Below are 1403 nucleotides of genomic sequence, written 5' to 3' on the forward strand. Positions count from 1 at the left end.
CATTCGTCTTTAGCTAAGACTCACACCTCGGTTGCGTAGCGGTAGCGAGCGTCTCTTGCAGGATCGGTCGTTGTTGGTGGATCTTCTGTGCGTCTTCGATCAGTCGCTCCAGCAGTGGCGGTGGCGAGTAGCCGAGGAACTCGCCGAGTTCGTGGAGGATGAGCTGGGCGTGCGACCGGAAGGTCGCCGCCCAGCGTTCCGGCGGAAACACGATTTCATCGGCGGCCTGCTCGGTGACCAGACCCAACAGATCACGACTCACCAGCAGTGACAGCAACGCCGCGTACAACAGAATCTTCACGACATCCGGGTCGCTCGTGTCGAACTTGTCCAGTTCGTACTGTGTCTTCAGCTCACGAAACAGCGTCTCTACCTCCCACCGACACCGATACAGCGTTGCGAGATCCGTCGGGAGGAACTGCTCTCGCGGCAGATTCGTGATGTAGAGATGGTAGTCGTCGGCGTCCTCGTCACGGACGCCGACGACGCGGAACCGCTTCGTATCCAGCGAACGAGTTCCCTCGTACTGTCCGCGCTTGAACTCCGCCTCAACCTCCACGTCAATGTACTGTCGATGCAGATCTCCCACGACATCTTGGATCTGTTCGCCCACCAAGGGCCTGGCGCGCCCGCGCCAGGCCCGTAACTCCTCCGTTATCACCGGATTGGCGTTCTCCTTCAGCCGACTCACGAAGTAACCGTCGTTCTCGTCGATCAACGCAAAGCGGCGGTACTTGAAGTACGCAAGATCGAGCAACACCAGTCGTCCTTGTAGCCACGATCCCGTCTTGAACAGCGTGCTGTCGTGCGTTTTCTCGTCGGTCACGTCGAACCGTTCAATCGTCTCGTCAGTGGCATTATGGAGCAGGTGGAGCTTCGCTCCAGCCTGCTCCTCGTGACGGGCCTGGAACTCATCAGAAAGGAACTCGTGCAACCGCAGCACCGTTCCATCAGCGATCATCACATCCCTGAACCGGTCGATATCAGCGTCAACAGCGTCGGGAACAGCGACCTCGTCGAGACCGTGCTCGACGAGGTCGCGGAGGTACTCCGCGAGTGTCGGCGTCAACCGTTGATAGAAGCCACCCGGTGAGATCGTCTCATCAGCCGTGGAGTTGTAACTGCGTCTGAAGCCAGCGAGTGTTCGGCTCTCGCCTGCGGCGAAGCCGAACACGAGCGCCCACACGAGGACTGGTACCTGTAGCTTGCCCTCTCGCTCGACCACGCCGAGTTCCTCGGCGTGCTCTTCGAGGAACTCGGAAGGAAACAGTGTAGTAAGCCGACGCATGATTCTCGATGAGGAGGCTTCTGTGTGCACAGCGGTTGCCTCCTCATTCCTCTCGAAAAGAAGCCTCGATAAGCCGTCACTGTCACGTGGTTCTCCTCTTAGCTAAAGACGGATA

The 1403-nt window shown here is 58.7% G+C and carries 1 protein-coding gene; it reads right to left on the reverse strand.

Annotated features, from left to right (window positions below; all coding sequences use genetic code 11):
* Positions 1-13: 13 nt before the first annotated feature.
* Entirely contained in the window at positions 14-1288 is a 1275-nt protein-coding gene (locus BLU74_RS18335; RefSeq protein WP_089769955.1) for an IS4 family transposase, read from the reverse strand.
* Between the last annotated feature and the right edge of the window lie 115 nt (positions 1289-1403).

Source organism: Halobellus clavatus (assembly GCF_900107195.1).
Classification (GTDB): Archaea; Halobacteriota; Halobacteria; order Halobacteriales; family Haloferacaceae; genus Haloquadratum; species Haloquadratum clavatum.

Bases quoted from the DNA above. Each gene is read 5' to 3' on its own strand.
- BLU74_RS18335 (WP_089769955.1), bottom strand. From the start codon at position 1,288: ATGCGTCGGCTTACTACACTGTTTCCTTCCGAGTTCCTCGAAGAGCAC.